Below are 20,922 nucleotides of genomic sequence, written 5' to 3'. Positions count from 1 at the left end.
GCCGTCGATCTGGTCATAGGCCTGAAAATCGCCAAAATACTTCGTGATCGCCGCCGTCAGCGTCGTCTTGCCGTGGTCAACGTGACCAATCGTGCCAATGTTAACGTGCGGTTTGGTACGTTCAAACTTTGCCTTTGCCATGGTGTTGGCTCCTCTTTTGTCTTTGTCGGTGCGTGATGCACGCACCCTACGGGGGTGGTCGGCGGGCCCGATGGACCCCCGGGGTTAAGCGAATTTCGCCTGGATTTCGTCGCTGATGTTCTGCGGTACGGCCTGGTAGTGATCGAACTGCATGGTGAAGTTCGCACGGCCCGAAGACATCGAACGCAACGTGTTGATGTAGCCGAACATGTTGGCCAGCGGCACTTGCGCGTCAATCGCGATGGCGTTGCCGCGTGAGTCCTGACCCTGAACCTGACCGCGACGCGATGTCAGATCGCCGATGATGCCGCCTGTATAGTCTTCAGGTGTCACAACTTCGACTTTCATGATCGGCTCGAGCAGTTTCGCACCGGCTTTGCGCATGCCTTCACGCATACACATACGGGCTGCGATTTCGAACGCGAGTACCGAGGAGTCAACATCGTGGAACTTGCCGTCCAGCAATTCAACTTTGAAGTCGATGACGGGGAAGCCCGCCAACGGACCAGAGTCCATGACCGAGTTGATGCCTTTTTCGACGCCCGGAATGTATTCCTTAGGCACAGAACCACCAACGATGCGCGATTCAAAGGAGTAGCCTTCGCCCGGCTCCGTCGGAGTGATCAACAGTTTCACTTCGCCAAACTGACCAGAACCACCCGACTGTTTCTTGTGGGTGTAGGTGTGCTCAACTTCGTGGCCGATGGTCTCACGGTAGGCCACTTGCGGCGCACCGATGTTCGCTTCGACTTTGAATTCGCGCTTCAAACGGTCGATCAGGATATCGAGGTGCAATTCCCCCATTCCACGCATGATCGTCTGACCACTTTCGAGGTCTGTTTCAACGCGGAAGGAAGGATCTTCGGCCGCGAGGCGTTGCAGACCCATCGACATCTTCTCTTGGTCAGCCTTGGTTTTCGGCTCAACCGCGATCTCGATCACCGGATCAGGGAAGGTCATTGTTTCCAGAACAACCTGCGCCTTGTCGTCAGACAAAGTGTCACCCGTTGTCGTGTTCTTCAGGCCCGCAAGCGCAATGATGTCACCCGCATAGGCTTCGGTGATCTCGTCTTGCTTGTTGGAATGCATCATGACCATACGGCCGATGCGTTCCTTGTTGCCCTTGGTTGTGTTCATCAACGTATCGCCCTTGGACAACGTGCCAGAGTAGATGCGTGTGAACGTCAAGGTGCCCATGAAAGGGTCGTTCATGATTTTGAACGCGAGGCCAGAAAACGGCATTTCGTCATCAGCACGACGTGCGATGGTCCGTTCTTCCGTTTCGTCACCTGGTGCAAAGCCCATGTAATCCACAACGTCCAGTGGGGACGGCAGATAGTCGATAACCGCGTTGAGCAACGGCTGAACGCCTTTGTTCTTGAACGCGGATCCACCCAAAACAGGAACGAATTTCAGATCAAGACACCCTTTGCGCAACAGAGCGCGCAATTGTGGAATTTCGGGCTCGACGCCTTCCATCAGATAAGATTCCATCGCCTCGTCGTCCATTTCGACGGCGGCTTCGATCATCTTACCACGCCATTCGTCCGCTTGGGCCTTCAGGCTGTCGCGAATGGGGGCTTTGATCCAGGACGCACCAAGGTCTTCGCCCTGCCACAACCACTCTTCCATGGTCACGAGATCGATAAGGCCTTCAAGCTCTGTCTCAGCGCCGATCGGAATGCCAACTGGGATCGCTGTCGCGCCCGTGCGGTCTTCGATCATGTGCACGCAGTTAAAGAAGTCCGCGCCGATCTTGTCCATTTTGTTGACGAACACGATGCGTGGAACTTTGTAACGGTCAGCCTGACGCCACACGGTTTCTGTCTGCGGCTCAACACCAGCGTTCCCGTCGAGAACGGTCACGGCGCCATCGAGAACAGCCAAAGACCGCTCAACTTCGATGGTGAAGTCCACGTGGCCGGGGGTGTCGATGATGTTCAGGCGGTGCTTGAGAGAGTCGGCGTCTTTACCGTTCTCTGTGCGCTCCCAGAATGTCGTCGTCGCAGCCGAAGTAATGGTGATACCCCGCTCCTGCTCTTGCTCCATCCAATCCATCGTTGCAGCGCCGTCATGGACTTCGCCGATGTTGTGGGATTTTCCGGTGTAAAACAGGATACGCTCGGAACACGTCGTTTTACCCGCATCAATGTGCGCGATAATGCCGAAGTTCCGGTAACGGTCGAGTGGATAGTCGCGTGCCATGGGGCTGCTTCCTCAGAGTGTCTTTGTTACCAACGGTAATGGCTGAACGCTTTGTTGGCGTCGGCCATTTTGTGTGTGTCTTCACGCTTTTTCACGGCGGTACCGCGGGACTGCACTGCGTCCATCAGCTCACCGGCAAGGCGTTCTTCCATCGTGTTTTCGTTGCGCTTGCGCGACGCGATGATCAACCAGCGGATGGCCAGCGCTTCGCGGCGCTCAGGGCGGACTTCAACAGGCACCTGGTAGGTGGCACCACCGACGCGGCGCGAACGCACTTCCACGGATGGTTTGATGTTGTCCAGCGCTTCGTGGAACACTTCCACAGGGGCGCGCTTGATTTTGGATTCAACCCGGTCGAACGCGGAATAAACGATGCGCTCGGCAGTCGATTTCTTTCCGTCAACCATCAGGTTGTTCATAAACTTGGTCAAAACCTTATCGCCATACTTGGCGTCGGGCAGGACTTCTCGTTTTTCGGCGGCGTGACGACGTGACATCTGCTGCTCTCCTTATTTGGGACGCTTGGCGCCGTATTTCGAACGACGCTGCTTACGATCTTTGACGCCTTGGGTATCCAGAACGCCGCGCAGGATGTGGTAACGCACACCGGGAAGGTCTTTGACACGACCACCACGGATCAGAACAACCGAGTGTTCCTGCAGGTTGTGGCTTTCACCGGGAATGTAGCTGATGACCTCAAAGCCGTTTGTCAGGCGCACTTTGGCAACCTTCCGCATGGCCGAGTTCGGCTTTTTCGGTGTCGTCGTGTAGACGCGCGTGCACACGCCACGTTTTTGAGGGTTGCCCTCAAGGTGGAGCGACTTCGAGCGTTTTACTTTTGGCTGCCGCGGTTTGCGGATCAGCTGTTGGATCGTTGGCATTGCAGGTATGTTCCCCGTCTCATCAACATATGTCGTGCGGGTCGACCCCGCGGTTTCAATTCAATCGCCCTCGTGCGTCCACAAAAGCGCAAAAACCGCTATCGCTCCTGCTTGAAAGGGGCGACGCGGTGGGTTTCCAGAGGATCGGGCCAATGCAAGCCGGATCGTGTCCACTTCGGTTCTGATTTCGGTTTCGAGTGTTAACCCGGTCCGAGATAGCGGGCGTATAGGGGGAGTCGCAGGTGCTGTCAACAGCCAGAGGCGGCTTGCACAGCCACAAGCGGCTAAGGCATGGTTGTCCTTGCAACGAGCCGGATTTTCAGGGGGTTTGGACCATGCAGGTCATCGGACTTTGTCGTTTTTCATACCCAGCGGTTGGCGGTTTTCAGGTCGATTTTGACAACCTCGAAGAAAAACTCGCCTACCTCTGTGCTCCCGCCCGCATGGAAGAGCGTTTTGCGACGTTCGAAACCATCACCCTTCCCCCCCTGCGCGTGCAAACCGACCCGGATTTCACCCTTGTCGTGGTCATCGGCGACAGCCTGCCGGATGAATACCGCTCTCGGCTTGAGGCATTGCTGGCCGACATGCCCCAAGCGGTGATTCAATCCCACCCACCTGCAAAACACCGTCCCATGATGAAACGGATCATCAATTCAGTGCGCCGGGATGATGCCGCGCCTTGCCTGCAATTTCGCATGGATGATGATGACGCGGTGGCCATCGATTTTGTGGAGCGGTTGCGCCAAGTCGCAACAGACGTACGCGATCTGGCGGCCCGTGATGCCTTATTGTCCATCGACTTCAACCGCGGATTTATCGCCCGCCCAAGTGCCAAAGGCATCGCCGCGGCCGAGACGACAGCGCCCTTCCAGACAGCGGGACTCGCGATGATGGTGGCCCCATGGTCGAGCCAGACCATCATGAACTTTGCACACAATAAACTGCACCAGAACATGACGACCGTGACGGTCACAGACAGCATCATGATGCTGCGTGGGCACAATGATTTCAACGACTCGCGACAGGGACCATCGGCCAAACCGCATAAACTGACGCTGATGGATGCAGACGCAGAAGCAGTACTGAAGGACCGTTTTGACATTGATGCAGACGCAGTGCGCCGCGCCTTTTCAGCTTTGTGACAACCGCCGCTCGCGGTAGAGGGTAAAGAGACCAGTCGCGACCACGATCGTTGCACCCATCAGGGTCAGGTTGCTGGGCCAATCGCCAAAGACCAGCCACCCCAGTAACAGCGCCCAGACCAATCCGGTATACCGAAACGGCGCGATAAAACTGATGTCACCGACGCGCATCACCTGTACCGAAAACCAGTAACCGCCGATGATGAACACCGAAGACGCCGTGATCAGGGCTGTTAGCCGCAGATCAAGAGGTGCCCAAGGCTCGGCAATCGACGCCAGCCCGGCGCAGCCCATCACCGTCAATGCAGCAAGAAACGTCACCGTCATGGATGGCACGTCCGGCGACAATTTGCGCGTCGCAAGATCACGCATCGTCACAAATACAACCGCCATCAGCGCGTACCCCGACCACAGGCTAAAACCGTCTGGCCCCGGGCGTACGATCAACAACATACCCATAAACCCGATCATGATCGCCGACATACGCCGCCATCCCAAAGGTTCGCGGAAAAACAGGGCCGCACCAATGGCGACGGTCAAAGGCAGCACCTGCAAGATGGCAGTGACATTGGCGAGCGGCATATTGAACAAAGCCGTGAGAAAGAAATAGGCAGCGCCCACCTCAGCCCCAGACCGGATCGCGATCAGCCACCAATCGCGTGATGCAATGCGAAAGTGGATCGCACCGAGCCGCTGCGCAAGGGCGAGGATCAGCAGAGATGAAAGCACACCGCGCAGAAACAATAGCTGCATAAGCGGCACCGCGCCGCCCGTCAGCTTGATCATCGCATCATTGAGAGTGAAGGACGCCATCGACGCCATCATGAGGAGCGCGCCGGTCATATTCGGGGTCATGGGCATGACAAGTGCAATTATCAGCGAAGCCTGCCCTGCACCATGGGTAAACAGGCTTTGCTGCGCCTGCTGGCGGTAGAAAAAATCGGGATGGTCAAAATCTTGATGGGGTGCTTACAAATCCCGATTAGGCCATCATATTGAGATCCACGCGCAACACACCCATGGCGGAACCTAAAACATGAGGAAACAATACCATAGTCGCTGGGTCGGGTCTGACTGGCACACATGGAACGTCCACCGCCTGGCCCGGTTGGCCAAGGGGCAAGTGCCTGTCCTTGTTGCATTATCTGACATCGCGGAACTGGACGAATTGTGGTGGTATCAAACCGAAGACGACGCTCCAACGCCGCGATCGCTGGCGGAACACATGGTTCTGGTTCGGGAAACCGATCTGACACATCCCATAATCTTGTGTCAGGACGGGCGCCTGATGGATGGCATGCACCGGGTTGTCAAAGCCCTTCTGGAAGGGCGCAACAGTATCAAGGCCATCAAGTTGGTTTCCACACCTGCGCCAGACTACGTGAACGTCGATATGAGCACGCTGGACTATACTGACGAAGATGTCTGACGGCGACCATTGCTCAGCCTAAAAAAAAAGCCCCCGACTTGCGGGGGCTTTTTTGAGTATGCTTGGTCGAACGCTTAGTCGCGGCTTTCCTCGGATGTGTCGATGACGGTGTTGAACACATCGCCCCCAACCATATCGTCAGCAGTCGGCGCGGCCAAAGCTGCTGCGGCCTCAGCTTCTTCGCGGCGCGCTTCGATGACAACGTTGTCACGATCTGTTGCGATCTTGCGCACAGCCTGGGTTGCCCCACCGGTGCCCGCAGGGATCAGACGGCCCACGATGACGTTTTCCTTGAGACCCACCAGCTTGTCTTTCTTACCCTGCACAGAGGCTTCGGTAAGAACACGTGTGGTCTCCTGGAAGGACGCAGCAGAGATGAACGAACGTGTCTGCAACGACGCCTTGGTGATGCCCAGCAGGATGGGTGCGCCCTGACATGGACGACCCCCTTTGGACAATGCCTTGGCATTGGCAGCATCGAACTCTTGCTTGTCCACGTGCTCGCCCTTGAGCAACGTGGTGTCGCCGCTGTCGCTGATCTCCCACTTCTGGAGCATCTGACGCACGATGACTTCGATGTGCTTGTCGTTGATCTTCACACCTTGCAAACGGTACACGTCCTGCACTTCGTCAATCATGTAATCCGCCAGCGCCTCGACACCCATGATCGACAGGATGTCGTGTGGGGCCGGGTTGCCGTCCATGATATAGTCACCCTTCTGGACAAAGTCGCCTTCGGCTACTGGGATGTGCTTGCCCTTGGGCACCATGTACTCGACCTTGTCCATCGTCTCATCCGAAGGCTCGATCGCGATGCGGCGCTTGTTCTTATAGTCCTTGCCAAAGCGCACATAACCATCGATTTCGGCGATGATCGCGTGATCCTTTGGACGACGGGCTTCGAACAGTTCAGCCACACGCGGCAGACCACCGGTGATGTCCTTGGTTTTGGCACCTTCGCGCGGAATGCGGGCCACAACGTCACCGGCGGCGACAGCCTGACCTTCTTCCACGGACAGAACCGCATCGACGGACATCGGATAGGTCACCGGGTTGCCCGCATCATTGCGGACCGGCTCGCCATCTTCACCCACCAGAATGATCTCTGGCTTCAGCTCGTTGCCACGGGCAGCCGAGCGCCAGTCGATCACGATCTTCTGGGTCATGCCGGTTGCATCATCGGTTTCGTCGCGCACAGCGATACCGCTGACAAGGTCAACGAATTTCGCTGTACCGGCTTTCTCCGCGATGATCGGCAGGGTGTAGGGATCCCATTCGAACAGCTTGTCGCCACGGTTCACATTCTGGCCTTCAGTGACGAACAGCGCCGTACCATAACCCAGCTTGTGGTTGGCACGTTCTTCGCCATTCTCGTCCTGAATGATCAGCTTCATGTTGCGGCCCATGACCAAGGTCTGGCCACTGGAGTTCTGCAACAACTGCGCGTTCTCAAAGACGATCTTGCCTTCTTGGCTCGCCTCAAGGAACGACTGCTGACCACCCTGAGCAACGCCGCCGATGTGGAAAGTCCGCATCGTCAGCTGTGTACCGGGTTCACCGATGGACTGCGCGGCAATGATGCCGACAGCCTCGCCAGTGTTGACCATAGTACCGCGCGCAAGGTCACGACCATAACATGTCGCGCACACGCCTTCTTCGGCCTCACAAGTCAATGGCGAGCGGATACGCATCGACTGCACCGCGAATTCATCCACCGAATCCGCCATACGTTCGTCGATCAGTGTCCCCTTGGCGATCAGAACTTCGTCCGTGCCCGGTTTCATGATGTCATCCGCCGTGACACGGCCCAGCACACGCTCGGACAACGGCGAAACAACCTCACCGTCGTTCACAGCCGCTTCGGCCGTGATCGCATTCTCCGTGCCGCAATCGCGATCCCGCACAATGCAGTCCTGTGCGACGTCCACCAGACGACGGGTCAGGTAACCCGAGTTCGCCGTTTTCAGAGCGGTGTCAGACAGACCTTTCCGCGCGCCGTGGGTCGAGTTGAAGTATTCAAGAACGGTCAGACCTTCCTTGAAGTTCGAGATGATCGGCGTTTCGATGATGTCGCCATTCGGCTTGGCCATCAGGCCGCGCATGCCGCCCAACTGCTTCATCTGTGTAACCGAACCACGGGCACCAGAGTGGGCCATCATGTAAACCGAGTTTGGTTCACGCTCGGACCCGTCCGCATCAGTCTGCGCCGCCGAGATGGAGCCCATCATAGCGTCAGTGACCTTGTCGTTACACTTCGACCAGGCATCAACAACTTTGTTGTACTTCTCACCTTGGGTGATCAGGCCGTCCATGTACTGCTGTTCAAAGTCCTTCACCTGTTCCCGTGTCTCGTCGACGATGGGCCATTTGGTTTCAGGGATCAGCATGTCGTCCTTGCCGAACGAAATGCCCGCTTTGAAGGCGTGCTTGAAGCCCATGGTCATGATCTGGTCACAGAAGATGACGGACTCTTTTTGCCCGCAATAGCGGTATACGGTGTCGATGACCTGCTGCACTTCTTTCTTGCGCAGCAGACGGTTGACCAGGTCAAAGGGTGCTTTGTTGTTCAGCGGCAAAAGAGCGCCAAGCAGCAGTCGACCGGGGGTCGTCTCAAAGCGTTCGTTGACCTCAAGCCCTTCGGCGTTGATCTGCGGAATACGCGCTGTGATCTTGGTGTGGAGGTGCACAACACCTGCGTCCAGCGCGTGCTGCACTTCCTCGATCGAGCCAAAGACCATGCCTTCGCCCTTCAGGCCTTCACGTTCGAGGGTCACATAGTAGAGACCGAGGATCATATCCTGCGAAGGAACAATGATCGGTGCACCGTTTGCAGGCGACAGAACGTTGTTCGTGGACATCATCAGAACGCGCGCTTCCAGCTGCGCTTCAAGGCTCAGCGGCACGTGAACAGCCATCTGGTCACCGTCGAAGTCGGCGTTAAAAGCTGAACAAACCAGCGGGTGAAGCTGGATCGCCTTACCTTCGATCAGAACCGGTTCGAACGCCTGAATGCCAAGACGGTGCAGCGTAGGCGCACGGTTCAGCATGACGGGGTGTTCGCGGATGACTTCATCCAGAATATCCCACACTTCGGGGCGCTCTTTTTCCACCAGCTTCTTGGCCTGCTTCACAGTGCTGGATAGGCCCTTGGCCTCCAAACGGCTGTAAATGAACGGTTTAAACAGTTCGAGCGCCATCTTCTTGGGCAGACCACATTGGTGCAACTTCAGCTCAGGACCAGTCACAATGACCGAACGACCAGAGAAGTCGACGCGTTTGCCCAAAAGGTTCTGGCGGAAGCGACCTTGCTTGCCCTTCAACATGTCTGACAGCGATTTCAACGGACGCTTGTTGGCGCCGGTGATCACGCGGCCACGACGGCCGTTGTCAAACAGAGCGTCGACAGATTCTTGCAGCATCCGCTTTTCGTTACGAACGATAATGTCAGGCGCTCGCAGTTCGATCAGACGCTTCAGACGGTTGTTCCGGTTGATCACACGACGATAGAGGTCGTTCAGGTCAGACGTCGCAAAACGACCGCCATCCAGTGGAACCAGCGGGCGCAGTTCTGGCGGGATCACGGGGATCACGGTCAGAACCATCCACTCAGGCCGGTTGCCGGATTCAAGGAAGCTCTCAACGACTTTCAGACGCTTGATGATCTTCTTGGGCTTCAACTCGCCTGTGGCCTCTTTGAGGTCAGCACGCAAGGTTTCCGCCTCTTGCTCCAGATCAATCTGGGACAGCATCTCACGGATCGCTTCGGCACCGATATTGGCGGTGAAGGCGTCCATGCCGAACGCATCTTGGGCGTCCATGTACTCTTCTTCGCTCAGCATCTGGCCATAGGACAGGTCCGTCAGGCCGGGCTCGGTCACGACGTAGTTTTCAAAGTACAGCACACGTTCCAGATCGCGTAGCGTCATGTCGAGCATAAGACCGATGCGGGACGGCAGCGATTTCAGGAACCAGATGTGGGCGACGGGGGCCGCCAATTCGATGTGGCCCATCCGCTCGCGGCGGACCTTTTGCAGCGTGACTTCAACGCCGCATTTCTCGCAGACAACGCCGCGATACTTCATGCGTTTGTATTTGCCGCACAGGCATTCGTAATCCTTGATCGGGCCAAAGATACGGGCACAGAACAGGCCATCACGCTCGGGCTTGAAGGTCCGATAGTTGATGGTCTCGGGCTTTTTGATCTCACCGAAAGACCAGCTCAGGATACGCTCTGGCGATGCCAGCGATACCTTGATTTCGTCAAACACCTTTGGGGGTGTGAGCGGGTTAAACGGGTTGTTTGTCAGTTCCTGGTTCATTTTCAAATCCTTGAAAGGGGAGCAAAGGGAGGCAACGGGTAAGGCGGATAGAAATCCGCCTTACTTGGGTTCCGTTATTCGTCTTCCTCAGCGTCCAGGAGTTCCATGTTGAGGCCCAATCCGCGGACCTCTTTGACGAGAACGTTGAACGATTCCGGCACGCCGGCTTCAAAATTGTCCTCACCTTTGACGATGCTTTCATAGACCTTAGTCCGGCCAGCCACGTCGTCCGATTTCACCGTCAGCATTTCCTGCAAGGTGTAAGCGGCGCCGTAAGCTTCAAGGGCCCAGACTTCCATCTCACCAAAGCGCTGACCACCGAACTGCGCCTTACCACCCAGCGGCTGCTGCGTAACAAGCGAGTATGGACCGGTCGAACGGGCGTGGATTTTGTCGTCCACAAGGTGGTGCAGTTTGAGCAGGTACTTGATGCCGACCGTAACGGGGCGGCTGAACTGCTCACCTGTACGGCCGTCAAACAGCACCGACTGACCAGAGGTCGAGAAACCGGCACGTTCCAGAGCGTTGTTTACATCCGCTTCTTTCGCACCATCAAAGACGGGCGTGGCGATTGGAACTCCGCGTGTGACGTTGCCAGCCGCTTCGACCAGCTGATCCTCGTCCATGCCGGTGATGCCTTCTTGATAGACATCATCGCCATAGGCCAGGCTCATCGCCTCGCGCACCGGTGTCAGATCGCCAGAGCGTTTGTACTCTTGCAGCGCTTCGTCCACGTTCAGGCCCAGACCGCGCGCGGCCCAACCCATATGGGTTTCAAGGATCTGACCGACGTTCATACGCGACGGCACGCCCAGCGGGTTCAGACAGAAATCGACCGGGGTTCCATCTGCGAGGAACGGCATGTCCTCCATTGGTACCACTTTCGAAATCACACCCTTGTTGCCGTGACGTCCAGCCATCTTGTCGCCCGGTTGCAGCTTGCGCTTCACCGCGACGAACACTTTGACCATTTTCATGACACCCGGGGGCAGATCGTCACCGCGACGGACTTTTTCGACCTTGTCTTCGAAACGGGCATCCAAAGTACGCTTTTGCGCCTCATATTGCTCGTTCAGTGCTTCGACGACCTGAGCGGATTGCTCGTCTTTCAGGGCAATCTGCCACCATGCAGAGCGTGGGAACGCTTCAAGCAGGTCAGCATCGACATTACTGCCTGTTTTGACGCCTTTCGGCCCCTTGGCGATTTCTTTGCCCAACAGCATGTCGCCCAGACGGGCATAGATGTTGCGGTCCAGAATGGTCAGCTCGTCGTCCCGGTCACGGGCCAGACGTTCGACTTCTTCACGCTCGATCTGCAGCGCACGTTCGTCTTTCTCCACACCGTGACGGTTAAAGACGCGCACCTCAACGACCGTGCCAAAGTCACCCGGTTTCACACGCAACGAAGTATCACGTACATCCGAAGCTTTTTCACCAAAGATGGCGCGCAAAAGCTTTTCCTCCGGCGTCATCGGGCTTTCGCCCTTTGGTGTGATCTTGCCGACCAGAATATCGCCCGGCTCAACGTCCGCACCGATATACACGATACCCGCTTCGTCGAGGTTGCGCAGGGCTTCTTCACCGACGTTCGGGATGTCGCGGGTGATCTCTTCTGGCCCAAGCTTGGTGTCACGTGCGGCGACTTCGAATTCTTCGATGTGGATCGAAGTGAACACGTCATCGCGCGACACACGCTCGGAAATCAGGATCGAGTCTTCGTAGTTGTAGCCATTCCACGGCATGAACGCGACGACCACGTTCTTGCCCAGCGCCAGTTCACCCATGTCGGTGCTTGGCCCATCGGCAATCACTTCGCCCTTCTGAACCGTGTCACCCACCTTCACCAGCGGACGCTGGTTGATGCAGGTGTTCTGGTTAGAACGCTGGAACTTGCGCATGCGGTAGATGTCCACGCCTGCATCACCCAACTCAAGGTCATGCGTGGCACGGATAACGATCCGTGTGGCGTCCACCTGGTCGATGATACCAGCGCGTTTGGCCATGATGGCCGCACCAGAGTCGCGGGCCACAACTTCTTCGATACCGGTGCCGACCAGCGGCGCCTCGGCTTGAAGCAGCGGAACCGCCTGACGTTGCATGTTCGAGCCCATCAGAGCGCGGTTGGCGTCGTCATTCTCAAGGAACGGGATCAGCGAGGCAGCGACCGAAACCAACTGCTTCGGGCTGACGTCGATCAGGTCCACAGAGTCGACAGGCGACAGTGTATAGTCACCCGATTTCCGGGTGTTGACCATCTCGTTGATGAACTTGCCACCTTCGTCAAGCGTCGCGTTGGCCTGCGCCACAGTGTGACGCATTTCTTCGGTTGCAGACATGTAGTGGACTTCATCCGTCACCTGACCTTCGCTCACGACGCGGTAGGGTGTTTCGATAAAGCCATACTTGTTCACACGTGCGAACGTCGCCAGCGAGTTGATCAGACCGATGTTCGGCCCTTCAGGCGTCTCAATCGGGCACATCCGGCCGTAGTGGGTCGGGTGCACGTCGCGCACCTCAAAACCAGCACGCTCACGGGTCAGACCACCGGGCCCAAGCGCCGAAAGGCGACGCTTGTGCGTCACTTCGGAGAGCGGGTTGGTTTGGTCCATGAACTGAGACAGCTGGGACGAGCCAAAGAATTCACGCACAGCGGCCGCAGCCGGTTTGGCGTTGATCAGGTCTTGCGGCATGACCGTGTCGATCTCGACAGAAGACATACGCTCTTTGATGGCGCGCTCCATACGGAGCAGACCAACGCGGTATTGGTTCTCCATCAGCTCACCGACCGAACGCACACGACGGTTGCCAAGGTGGTCGATGTCGTCGATGTCGCCCTTGCCGTCGCGCAAATGCACGAGGGCCTTGATGCAGGCCACGATGTCTTCGCGGCGCAAAGTGCGCTGCGTGTCTTCGGCATCCAAAGCCAGACGCATGTTCATCTTCACGCGACCAACAGCCGACAGGTCATAACGTTCGCTATCAAAGAACAGCGTATCAAACAGAGCCGACGCCGCATCAACAGTGGGCGGCTCGCCCGGACGCATGACGCGGTAGATGTCCATGAGCGCGGTTTCGCGGTTCATGTTTTTGTCGTTGCTCATGGTGTTACGCATGTACGGGCCGACATTGACGTTATCGATGTCGAGCACGGGGATCTCAGTGATGCCAGCATCAACAAGTTCCTTGGCAGTACCACCAATCAGAGTGCCGTCCTTGTCATACTCAAGGGTCAGCTCATCACCGGCTTCGACATAGATCGCGCCGTTTTCTTCGTTGATGATGTCTTTGGCGACAAACTTGCCGACGATGTGCTCAAACGGCACCAGCAGGTCGTTGACCTTGCCCTCGTCGATCAGTTTCTTGACCGCGCGTGGGGTGACTTTCTTGCCAGCTTCGGCAATCACTTCGCCGGTTTTGGCATCAACCAGATCATATGTTGGACGAGTGCCGCGCACACGATCAGGGAAGAACGGAGTAACCCAACCCTTGTTCTTCTTCAGCTTAAACGTGACCGTTTCATAATACGCGTCCATGATCGCTTCCTGGTCGAGACCAAGAGCGTAAAGCAGCGTTGTCACAGGCAATTTGCGGCGACGGTCGATACGGGCGAACACGATGTCCTTGGCATCGAATTCGAAATCGAGCCACGAGCCGCGATAAGGGATGATGCGGCAGGCAAATAGCAGCTTACCCGAAGAGTGCGTCTTGCCTTTGTCGTGGTCAAAGAACACGCCGGGCGAGCGGTGCATCTGGGACACGATGACACGCTCAGTGCCGTTGACGATGAAGGTGCCGTTGGGCGTCATCAAAGGCATATCGCCCATGAACACGTCCTGTTCCTTGATGTCCTTGACGGACTTGGCACCGGTATCTTCGTCGACATCAAACACGATCAGGCGCAGCGTCACTTTAAGTGGCGCGCTGTAGGTCATGTCACGTTGCTGACATTCCTCAACATCGTATTTGGGCTTTTCCAGCTCGTACTTGACGTACTCCAGAACCGAAGTTTCGTTGAAATCCTTAATCGGAAAGACCGACTGGAAAACACCCTGGATGCCATCGCCATCCGTGGGCGTCTCTGCATCGCCGGAATTCAGGAACAGGTCATAAGAAGACTTCTGGACCTCGATGAGGTTCGGCATATCCAGAACTTCGCGGATTTTGCCGTAATACTTGCGCAGTCGTTTTTGGCCAAGGAACGTATTTGCCATGCGGTTTTCGCACTCCATCTTTGTGGCGGTCACAGTCCGGGGGGGCGGTCCGGTGCGACCTCTCAAAGACCGAAAAGAAGATCTATCCTTGCGCACCTGCCCATGGCGCGCGCCCGATCTCAATCTTTCCTAAAAAACCGCTCTGGGGGGATGCGAGGGCGGCTTTTTGCGAAAGAATGGTGATATGATGTGGTGTGCCTGCTCCTGCCATGTCTAAGACGCAAAAAGCCGGGCGCGAATCGTCGCTCCCAGCGGAAGCTCTCACATAGGCTTTGCTTAACGAAAGCACAACCGGGCGAACGCAGAAATGTCGCAAAACATCGCCACAGGCGGACCATAGGCCGCGAACAGGTTGTGTGGGTACTCTAGTGCAGGAATGTAGTCCGTGGCAACTGCGCTGTTTTAAACGGCAACCGAGGTAAGTGATCGACCAAACCTAGCGCGCGCCATTGGCCCATTCATTGCTGCAACAGAGTAGTTGGCAACTGGTCGCATCCTTGTGGAAAATTCGCCTGTTCGAACAGCTGCCAACTACTCTCTTGCAGCAAGGTTCGGGCTGGTCGAGCAAGATTGCGGTACGGTGGGCGGATGAAAAATCCCTCTTCTGGAGCGGACATTGTTGGACAACGCAACGACCCCCCGCTCAGGGCTCAAACCGAACTTTGGAGTGGGGTGAAACAAATTAGCGATCTGCTGATGCCGGACCCTTTTTGCCATTTGGCTGTGTTGACGTTTCGGCTTGGATTTCAAGTGAAGTCAGCAAGATGATAAACAGCAATCAAACATGATTCAACGTAAGGGCCAGACATGCGAAATGACATGGATGTGGAACAACCGCATTCAATTTGGTTGTGTCCGGACGCAACCACCTACAAGCACCTTCAAAGCACTATTGATGTTATCGCGGAACAGGAAGGAGCGCCTTCCTTTGCACCGCATGTCACGCTTTTGGGCGATATTGTCGGTGCACCACGCAAAACTGAAACCCTTTGTCGTCTGGCGTTTGCGAAACATACGGCCGTGGAGGCCAGAATTGAGGGGATGGCAATGACAAGTCATTTTTTCATGTCCCTATTTGTTGATCTGGATGTGCCATCATACGTACATCATCTGCGCCGTGAATTGGCAGACGGGCTGGAGCTGGACGTCGCACCAGATTTTAGGCCGCATTTGAGTCTGGCCTACGGGCTTGAGAGCAATGCACAGACCCGTCAGTTCACGCGAACTGAGCCCGCAATATCAAACGGGCAGAAACTGATTTTGGACACTGTCGTGGTTGCATCTTCGTCAAGCCAGTTGCCAATCAACCGCTGGAAACCATTGTCTAAAATCAAACTGGCGCGCACTGGATACTGGCGCGTCCAGGACGACCCCTTGCGCGTATGAGTTGACTCATTTTGAAAATGGTGACTTGCTGCGAAAACGCCAGGACCTGAGTTGACGCCATTACTGTCATGTACCCGTTACCGGGTGGTCCTAAAGCAAAACTGTTGATCAACAACAGTTCCAAACTGGGAGTGAACTTTATGAAAAGCCTAGCCTTGCTGACTGCGGGTCTTGCGACCTTTGCAACAGCATCCCTTGCACAAACTGAAATTCAATTCTGGCACGCTATGGGCGGCCGTCTTGGTGAAGTCGTTGAAGAAGTGGCGGAAAAATACAACGCCAGCCAAAGTGACTATGTTTTGGTGCCCACTTACAAAGGTGGTTACGAGGACACGATGACCGCCGGTATCGCGGCGTTTCGTGCGAAACAACAGCCAAACCTCATCCAGATTTTTGACGCCGGCGCAGCAACGATTATCAATGCTCCCGGTGCGACAATCCCAGTTGCGGATTTGCTGACGCAATACGAAGGCGGATTCAACGGAGCGGACTTTATTGAAGGCGTGCGCTATTTCTATGCTGACAGCGACGGCAAGATGATCGGCATGCCTTTCAACTCTTCCACGCCTCTTCTTTATTATAACAAGGATATCCTCGCCGAAGTCGGCATCGATGCTCCACCCAGCACATGGGAAGAGTTCGAAGCCATGGCGCCGAAAATCAAGGAAGCCGGTTATCAAGCTCTGGCGCAAAGCCACAGCCCTTGGATTTTCTCGGAAAACTTCCACAGCCGCCACAACCTTCAGCTTGCCACAGGCAACAATGGGTATGACAGCACCGACGTGGAAATTCTGTACAACAACGACGCCATGAAAATGCACTGGACCAAGGTCAAGGAATGGCTGGATGCTGGTTACTATGGCTTCTACGGCCGTGGTTGGGGTGACAACCAGGATGCGTTTGTTCAGAAGAAAACAGCCATGTGGCTCGGCTCTTCGGGCTCATTCGGAGGTCTGACAGCAAGCACAGACTTCGAATTTGGCACAACATACCTACCGTACTGGTCGTCGCTCATTGAGGAGCCGAAAAGCACATTCATCGGCGGCGCTGCTCTGTTTGCGATGGCAGGCAAGAGCGACGAAGAAAATGAAGCGACAGCTGACTTTCTCAAGTTCCTGAGCAGCTCAGAAATCCAGTACTTCTGGCACAAAGAAACTGGCTATGTCCCGATCACAAACGCCGCTTATGAACTGGCGAAGTCCGATGGTTACTACGGTTCTACGCCGGATGCCGAAATCGGAATCCTGCAGTTGAGCCAACCGGGTGGTGAATGGACGAAGGGCTATCGTTTGGGCTTCTACGTGCAGATCCGCGACGTGATGTATAACGCCTATGACGATATCTTCTCTGGTGAGGCATCTGTTGATGAAGCCTTCGCAGCCATCGAAAAAGGCGCCAATGAGTTGCTGGTTCGCTTTGACGCGACTGTAAAATAAAAATCAAAACTTCAGCCAGCGAGGCAATGGGCTTCGCTGGCTGTCATCATTCGACCAGGGGGTTATATGAAGCGCGTACAATTCGAGCATAGCGCAATTCCGTATATGTTCATCGCGCCACAGATCATCATTATTGTGGTGTTCTTTCTTTGGCCCGCGGCGCAGGCGGTTTATCAGTCTTTCCTGCTTGAGGATGCCTTTGGGCTGTCCTCGCAGTTTGTTTGGTTCCGAAACTACTCTGACACAATTTTCAATGACGCATGGCTGCAGGCCGCGGGATTCACCATTGTGTTCTCGACGCTGGTCACAGCCCTGTCGCTGGGGCTGGCGCTATTGTTGGCGGTCAAAGCCAACGAAGTGATCCGCGGGGCCAGCACATACAAAACCCTGCTGATGTGGGCATACGCGATTGCGCCACCTGTCGCAGGTCTGATGGGCAATCTGATGTTCAACCCGCTGATTGGAGATCTCTACATCTTTATGAACTCGATTGGGTTCGACTTTGACCACAAACTTGACCCCTACGACGCCGGGTTTGTTGTCGTCCTGATCTCGGTCTGGAAACAGGTAAGCGTGAACTTCATCTTCTTCTTGTCTGGCCTTCAGGGCATTCCCAAAGGCGTGCAAGAGGCGGCATTGATGGACTGCAAATCTTCCACGCGCAGGTTCTGGACAATCACGTTCCCGCTTTTGGCGCCGACGACCTTCTTCCTGATGGTGATCAACATCACCTACGCGTTCTTTGAAACCTTCGGGATCATCGACACGACAACGCAAGGCGCGCCGGGTGGGGCGACAACAACGCTTGTCTACAAGGTTTTCCAGGACGGCTTCCGCGGTGCTGACATCGGCGGGTCGTCCGCACAATCGGTTGTTTTGATGATAATGGTTCTGGTCCTGACGGTCATCCAGTTCCGATTTATCGAGAAGAAGGTGCATTACTGATGGAACGTGTCCCAATCAGCACCCACGTCATCCTGATCCTGGGCGCACTTTTCATGACGCTGCCGGTTTGGGTTGCTTTCGCAACATCAACCCATGCACCGGAAACGATCCTGCGCGAAGGGCTTCAGTTCTGGCCGGGGCCGCATTTCTTTGAAACCTACAACGAAGTCCTGTTCGTTGAGGGTGGTGTGATGAAAAAAGTCACGGCCACCACTATGCTGAAAAATTCGATGATCCTCGGGGTCGGCTTTGCCATTGGCAAAGTCATCATTTCGATGCTGGCGGCTTATGCGATTGTCTACTTCCGTTTCCGGCTGGGCGTTCCGCTGTTCTGGGTGATCTTCATGACGCTGTTGCTGCCGTTAGAAGTCCGCATCATTCCGTCATATGAAGTGGTCGCCAATATGGGGCTGCTGGATACCAAAGCAGGCTTGATTATTCCGCTGATTGCCTCTGCGACGGGCACGTTCTTCTTTCGCCAGTTTTTCAAATCGGTGCCAGACGAGTTGCTAGAAGCCGCGCGTCTGGATGGTGCATCCGCATGGGGATTTTTCATTGATATTCTGGTGCCGCTGTCCAAGACGATGATCGCTGCGATCCTTATCATCATGTTTGTTGTCGGATGGAACCAATACCTCTGGCCGCTTATCATGACGACAAAAGAAGAAAACTACACGCTCGTCATTGGCATCAAGCAAATCTATCAGGTGCTCAATGAAGGTGGGGAACTGCCACAATTCCAGAAGGCTTTTGCTCTGACTATTCTGGCTACCCTGCCGCCGGTTCTGGTGGTGCTGATATTCCAAAGATGGTTCGTGAAGGGCCTCGTCGAAAGTGAGAAGTAATGGCTCAGGTTGAACTCAAACAAGTCCGCAAAACCTACCCCAATGGCGCCGAGGCAATCTTTGGTGTGGATATGCAAATTGACGACGGCGAACTCATCGTATTCGTCGGGCCGTCTGGCTGTGGCAAGTCCACGCTCCTGCGCATGGTTGCAGGTCTGGAAAGTGTGACCAGCGGTGATATTCTGATCGGTGACCGCGTGATCAACGACGTGTCTCCATCCGAAAGGGACGTGGCGATGGTGTTCCAGAACTACGCGCTTTACCCACACATGAGCGTGCGCGGGAACATGTCTTACGGGTTGAAAAACCGGAAAATGGACAAAGCAGAGATCGAGCGGCGGATCACGGATGCGGCCAAGATGCTCAAGATCGACAAGTTCCTTGATCGCCAGCCCAACCAGTTATCAGGCGGGCAGCGTCAGCGGGTTGCAATGGGTCGCGCAATTGTGCGCAACCCACAGGTTTTTCTGTTTGATGAGCCACTGTCGAACCTTGATGCAAAGCTTCGTGTGCAGATGCGTATCGAGATCAAGAAACTCCAACGCCGCATGAATGTAACGTCAATCTACGTGACGCACGACCAGACCGAGGCGATGACACTTGCCGACAGGCTTGCCGTTATCAACGAGGGGCGTGTTGAACAGATGGGCGCGCCGATGGAGTTGTATTCCAACCCGCGCACTCTGTTCGTGGCGTCGTTTATCGGCTCGCCTGCGATCAATCTGATCCCCGCGAAGTTCGATGGGACCTCTTTGATCGCTGGGGATATGGCGATTGCAGGGTTCTCTGACTTGCCAACAGACAAAGATCTGGTTCTGGGCGTGCGACCAGACGTATTGACGGTATCTGACGAGGGTCAGTTTTCGATCAATGTAGATCTGGTTGAACAGCATGGCGGCGAGAACCTGATTTACGGGTCTTTGCCGGGCCTGGTTTCGGATGCCGGTGATGTGCAAGAGATTTGCCTCAAGGCCTCGCAATCCTTGCTGCCGGGTCTCGACGAAAAAATGACTCTGGCCTTCAACCCCGAAGATGCATTCGTATTTGAAAAGGATACAGGTGCGCGGCTTAAATGAACGCCGCACCAAGCCTCGTACCCCGTCCTTTTAAATGCGCCTGAACCCCAATCAAAAACTGGCCCGTTCGGCTTGGCTGGATCATGTCGTTTTGATTTTGGGGTCTACGTTTTTAATGCTGCCCATTTTCTTGATGATCGTATCTTCGACACATACGTCAACCGTGATTTCTCAGCAGGGCTTGCAGTTTTGGCCCGGCACTCAGGCCGGTGCTAACTATGCGCAGGTGGCCCGCCTCGAGGCAGGCTTTACCGATCAGATCACGGCTTTGGCGATGCTAAAGAATTCGCTCGTTATTGCCGTATCGATTGCATCGCTAACGACCGTACTTTCGATGATGGCCGCTTATGCGATTGTATTCTTCAAGTTTTCTGTCGCGGGCTTTTTGTTCTGGCTGACCATGCTGACACTATTGCTCCCGCTAGAAAGCCGCTTTGTGACGACCTTTCAGGTGGCAGCCACTTTGGGCTTGGTGAATACCTTTGGGGGAATGGTTTTGCCGGCCTTGGCCATCGCATTGGGAACACTGTTTTTCCGCCAGCTTTTTTTGTCTTTTCCCGATGAATATCTGGAAGCGGCCAAGCTAGATGGGGCAGGCCCCGTACGTTTCTTTTGGGACTTTATCGTACCGTTGGCCTGGCGTCGCGGGGGGGCAATATTCGTGGTGTCCTTTATGGTCGGGTGGAACCAATATCTCTGGCCACTCATGCTCAGTACGGACGAGTCCCGTTATACAGTATTGCGTGGGATCAGATTGATTGGTTTGGAGAGCGCTCCGGGCATGGCCCTGGGTGTCTTAACGATCCTACCGCCTCTGATCCTGGTGATTCTGTTTCAACGGTATTTCTTCAAAGCTTTGGTCGACACAAAAGACTCTTTTTGACAGAGGGTTTTTCAACAAAC

The 20,922-nt window shown here is 55.3% G+C and carries 15 protein-coding genes; 8 read left to right on the top strand and 7 right to left on the bottom strand.

Annotation, left to right across the window (positions count from 1 at the left end; genetic code table 11):
• From ABJD00_RS06230 to rpsL, 4 genes are all read right to left on the bottom strand, one after another.
• Positions 1 to 141, bottom strand: a 141-nt coding sequence (locus tag ABJD00_RS06230; RefSeq protein WP_348404421.1) for a GTP-binding protein, incomplete at its 3' end; no start/stop codon positions are given.
• A gap of 84 nt (positions 142 to 225) precedes the next feature.
• Positions 226 to 2,346, bottom strand: coding sequence for an elongation factor G (fusA, locus tag ABJD00_RS06225; protein ID WP_413830455.1), 2,121 nt, complete (start codon positions 2,344 to 2,346; stop codon positions 226 to 228).
• 26 nt (positions 2,347 to 2,372) lie between these two features.
• On the bottom strand, positions 2,373 to 2,843 hold the full coding sequence (rpsG, locus tag ABJD00_RS06220; protein WP_108839210.1) for a 30S ribosomal protein S7: 471 nt from the start codon (positions 2,841 to 2,843) through the stop codon (positions 2,373 to 2,375).
• A 12-nt stretch (positions 2,844 to 2,855) separates the two neighbouring features.
• Positions 2,856 to 3,227 (bottom strand): 30S ribosomal protein S12, encoded by a 372-nt coding sequence (gene rpsL, locus ABJD00_RS06215; RefSeq protein WP_024809820.1) that lies wholly within the window; start codon positions 3,225 to 3,227, stop codon positions 2,856 to 2,858.
• 335 nt (positions 3,228 to 3,562) lie between these two features.
• Between rpsL and ABJD00_RS06210 the strand changes: the two genes are divergently transcribed.
• On the top strand, positions 3,563 to 4,372 hold the full coding sequence (locus tag ABJD00_RS06210) for a putative rhamnosyl transferase (RefSeq protein WP_413830453.1): 810 nt from the start codon (positions 3,563 to 3,565) through the stop codon (positions 4,370 to 4,372).
• Here the strand turns inward: ABJD00_RS06210 and ABJD00_RS06205 are convergent.
• Complete coding sequence (locus ABJD00_RS06205) at positions 4,361 to 5,227, bottom strand: DMT family transporter (protein WP_413830451.1); 867 nt, start codon at positions 5,225 to 5,227, stop codon at positions 4,361 to 4,363. The two genes, ABJD00_RS06210 and ABJD00_RS06205, sit on opposite strands and share 12 nt — an antisense overlap.
• A gap of 181 nt (positions 5,228 to 5,408) precedes the next feature.
• On the opposite strand from ABJD00_RS06205, the gene ABJD00_RS06200 reads away from it, so the two are divergent.
• On the top strand, positions 5,409 to 5,801 hold the full coding sequence (locus tag ABJD00_RS06200; RefSeq protein WP_348420152.1) for a hypothetical protein: 393 nt from the start codon (positions 5,409 to 5,411) through the stop codon (positions 5,799 to 5,801).
• Between the two features lie 74 nt (positions 5,802 to 5,875).
• Here ABJD00_RS06200 and rpoC read toward each other — a convergent pair whose 3' ends face one another.
• Both rpoC and rpoB read right to left on the bottom strand, forming a co-directional pair.
• Positions 5,876 to 10,120 carry a DNA-directed RNA polymerase subunit beta' gene (gene rpoC, locus ABJD00_RS06195; RefSeq protein ID WP_413830448.1) on the bottom strand — a complete coding sequence of 1,415 codons (4,245 nt, stop codon included), beginning with the start codon at positions 10,118 to 10,120 and terminating at the stop codon, positions 5,876 to 5,878.
• A 74-nt stretch (positions 10,121 to 10,194) separates the two neighbouring features.
• Entirely contained in the window at positions 10,195 to 14,331 is a 4,137-nt protein-coding gene (rpoB, locus tag ABJD00_RS06190; protein WP_413848958.1) for a DNA-directed RNA polymerase subunit beta, read from the bottom strand.
• Between the two features lie 807 nt (positions 14,332 to 15,138).
• On the opposite strand from rpoB, the gene ABJD00_RS06185 reads away from it, so the two are divergent.
• From ABJD00_RS06185 to ABJD00_RS06160, 6 genes are all read left to right on the top strand, one after another.
• On the top strand, positions 15,139 to 15,717 hold the full coding sequence (locus tag ABJD00_RS06185; protein ID WP_413835139.1) for a 2'-5' RNA ligase family protein: 579 nt from the start codon (positions 15,139 to 15,141) through the stop codon (positions 15,715 to 15,717).
• Positions 15,718 to 15,857: 140 nt separating this feature from the next.
• On the top strand, positions 15,858 to 17,153 hold the full coding sequence (locus ABJD00_RS06180; RefSeq protein WP_413835141.1) for an extracellular solute-binding protein: 1,296 nt from the start codon (positions 15,858 to 15,860) through the stop codon (positions 17,151 to 17,153).
• Positions 17,154 to 17,219: 66 nt separating this feature from the next.
• Positions 17,220 to 18,098, top strand: coding sequence for an ABC transporter permease subunit (locus ABJD00_RS06175; RefSeq protein WP_108835365.1), 879 nt, complete (start codon positions 17,220 to 17,222; stop codon positions 18,096 to 18,098).
• Positions 18,098 to 18,943: an ABC transporter permease subunit gene (locus ABJD00_RS06170; RefSeq protein WP_413835143.1), complete on the top strand. Its 846-nt coding sequence runs from the start codon at positions 18,098 to 18,100 to the stop codon at positions 18,941 to 18,943. The genes ABJD00_RS06175 and ABJD00_RS06170 overlap by 1 nt, the downstream gene beginning before the upstream one ends.
• The gene (gene ugpC, locus ABJD00_RS06165; RefSeq protein ID WP_413835145.1) at positions 18,943 to 20,019 is read left to right on the top strand and encodes a sn-glycerol-3-phosphate ABC transporter ATP-binding protein UgpC; all 1,077 of its coding nucleotides are present in this window, start codon (positions 18,943 to 18,945) and stop codon (positions 20,017 to 20,019) included. Before ABJD00_RS06170 ends, ugpC begins: the two co-directional genes overlap by 1 nt.
• Before the next feature lie 115 nt (positions 20,020 to 20,134).
• The gene (locus ABJD00_RS06160) at positions 20,135 to 20,902 is read left to right on the top strand and encodes an ABC transporter permease subunit (RefSeq protein WP_413835147.1); all 768 of its coding nucleotides are present in this window, start codon (positions 20,135 to 20,137) and stop codon (positions 20,900 to 20,902) included.
• Positions 20,903 to 20,922: the final 20 nt, after the last annotated feature.

The organism is Tateyamaria sp. (genome assembly GCF_039945315.1).
Taxonomy (GTDB): Bacteria; Pseudomonadota; Alphaproteobacteria; order Rhodobacterales; family Rhodobacteraceae; genus Tateyamaria.
Note: the sequence above shows the minus strand (reverse complement) of the source record. Positions and strands in the feature narration are given on the sequence as shown.